At 40.2% G+C, this 2,714-nt stretch carries 3 protein-coding genes; 1 reads left to right on the forward strand and 2 read right to left on the reverse strand.

The features are described 5' to 3' along the window. Positions 1-1,207: phosphomethylpyrimidine synthase (gene thiC, locus QZU45_RS12015; RefSeq protein ID WP_295355616.1), on the forward strand; the 1,207-nt coding region annotated here is incomplete at its 5' end. 80 nt (positions 1,208-1,287) lie between these two features. Here thiC and QZU45_RS12020 read toward each other — a convergent pair. Then, positions 1,288-1,443: a hypothetical protein gene (locus tag QZU45_RS12020; RefSeq protein WP_295355618.1), complete on the reverse strand. Its 156-nt coding sequence runs from the start codon at positions 1,441-1,443 to the stop codon at positions 1,288-1,290. A 241-nt stretch (positions 1,444-1,684) separates the two neighbouring features. Further along, positions 1,685-2,662 carry a chemotaxis protein gene (locus tag QZU45_RS12025; RefSeq protein ID WP_295355620.1) on the reverse strand — a complete coding sequence of 326 codons (978 nt, stop codon included), beginning with the start codon at positions 2,660-2,662 and terminating at the stop codon, positions 1,685-1,687. Positions 2,663-2,714: the final 52 nt, after the last annotated feature.

Here is a 2,714-nt window from a genome sequence, read left to right on the forward strand (position 1 = left end):
CACTATAGCACAGGGACGAGCTGTAATTCCGGCAAATATCAATCACCCTGAAGCAGAAAGCATGATTATAGGAGCAAAATACAGCGTCAAGGTCAATGCTAACATCGGAGCATCAGCCATTGGTTCAGACTATTCAAAAGAACTTGAAAAACTAAGATTCTCTTTGCTGTTTGGAGCAGATACTGTAATGGATTTGAGTGTTGGTATCGAAGGGATACCAGACCTTCGCAATGCTATCTTAAGAGCATCACCTTTACCTTTAGGAACAGTTCCAGCCTATGAAGCTCTGGACAGAGCAGAGGGAAACATCAAAAAGCTAACCTGGGATCTGTTCCGTGATACGGTTATAGCACAGGCAAGACAGGGTGTTGACTACTTTACCATTCATGCAGGACTTCTGCACGATTATCTGCCATATGCAGCTCAGAGAATTCTGGGAATAGTCTCCAGAGGAGGTTCAATCATGGCTGAATGCATGATGAGTCAGGGCACTGAAAATATGGCATATGAGCACTTTGATGAGCTTTTGGAAATATGTCATGACTATGATGTTGCACTATCCTTAGGTGACGGCCTGCGTCCTGGATGTATCAATGATGCCTGTGACAAAGCCCAGTACGGAGAATTGAAGACCATCGGTGAACTTGCTGCAAGATGTTATAAAGCAGGAGTTCAGTGCTTTATTGAAGGTCCAGGTCATGTTGCCATGGATAAGATTGAGGAAAACCAGAGACTTCAGGAGAAATACTGCAATTACGCTCCGTTCTATACCTTAGGACCTCTGGTTACTGATATTGCACCAGGCTATGATCACATCACCTCTGCAATTGGAGGTTCTCAGATTGCAGCCTTTGGTACTGCAATGCTGTGTTATGTAACTCCAGCCGAACATCTTGCTCTTCCAAATGCAGAAGATGTGAAAACAGGGCTAATAACCTACAAACTTGCAGCACATGCAGCAGATCTGGCCAAAGGCCTGCCTGGAGCTAAGTTACGAGATGATGCCATGGCTAGAGCCCGTGCTGATTTCAGATGGTTCGATCAGTTTGCCTTAAGTTTAAATCCGGAACATGCTTACAAGGTATGGAAATCTCAGATGCCGGATAACTGCTCCCATGAAGCATCTTTCTGTTCAATGTGCGGTCCAAGATTCTGCCCTATCAGACTGAATAGAGTTTTAAAGAACAAATACAAAGATCAGTTATAACAAAAGAAGAGCGCTCTTTTCTGTCGAAACTTCCATTATCATAATGGAAGTTTCATGTGTCAGACAGAACGTAGGAACAGCTAAAGCTTGACGATATTTCCGTTTTTGTGAACAACTACATAAGACTGAAGAATCTCTCTGTTCTTTTCAAGAAAAATCTTTACTTCATCAAGAGAACCAAATTCATAACTTACTTCTGCAGGATTAGTAATAGTCGTAATTTCGACAATATACATGTTTTATGCCTCCCAAAAGGAAAAACAGAACTGAATGTTTACTACATTTAAGATTGTGACATAAAACACAGAAAATTAAATCTGCAGAATAAATCCACAAAATTAACCCCAAATGGATAGTCTTTTTTACAGATTACTGTGACAGTAAAAAAGGAAGGAGCAAAAAATAAAAAACCTTAAATACAGAATCCATCTCCGTATTTAAGGTTAGTAAAGAAAACGAAACTTTTAAGCTTACTAATCAGTTAACAAGTTTTGTTACTGACTCTGAAGGCTTCAGGCCTCCATGAAGTTCCTCAATTGCTTTGACAACAGTATTTGCAAGTTTCTCTGTATCGAATTTAGCAACACAGGAATTAGCACCTGAACGGTGAAGCATACTTTCATTGAAAACTCCTGACAAGGAGGTATGCAGAATTACATAGATATCCTTAAGCAATGGATCTTTACGCAACGCCGCACTCAAGGAGTAACCATCTAGCTGAGGCATTTCCACGTCAGAGATAAGAAGCTCAATTTCATCAAGCTTACCCTTAGCTGCATAATCCTTGATAATGTTAAGTGCTTCAAGACCATTATTAGCCTCAATAACCTCAATACCAAGAGTTCTCACAGTGTCACCAGTCTGCTTGATTGCAACCTTAGAATCATCAGCAACGATAATCTTAGCTTCAGGATGCTTCAGCATAGAACGAATATGTGCTTTAAACTCTTCAGTATTGTTGTCGACGATTTCCTCGTATGGAGAAATCTCAGAGAAAATCTTCTCAACGTCAACAATTTCCACCAGCTCATTCTGATATTCGGTAACCGCTGTCAGATAAGCCTTGTTACCCAGACCACTAGGAGGGATCATGATCTTATCCCAGCTGTAGTCAACAATACGTTCAACCTTAGATACAATAAATCCCTGTACAGAATTATTGTACTCACTCATCACAAGCAGGTACTTACGGTAATCATCTGTTTTTGGACCTTCCATTGCAAGGCTCAAATCAATAACAGAGGAAGTTGTACCACGATGATTTAACACACCAATCACTGATTTATGCAATTTCGGCATGATAGTAAGATGAGGACATGGAAGAATTTCCAGAATCTTAAACACATTCATACCATAAAGTTGCTTTCTGTTAGGCAGGCGGAACAGCAGCATTTCCATGCGGTTCTGACCAACCATACCAGTACGTCTTTCAATATTTTCAATTAAACCAGCCATTTGCAGATCCGTTTTCTAGTAATAATGAACTTCTACATAATCTATTTTAGGT

Source organism: uncultured Succinivibrio sp., assembly GCF_902756765.1.
In the GTDB taxonomy this organism is placed as follows: domain Bacteria; phylum Pseudomonadota; class Gammaproteobacteria; order Enterobacterales; family Succinivibrionaceae; genus Succinivibrio.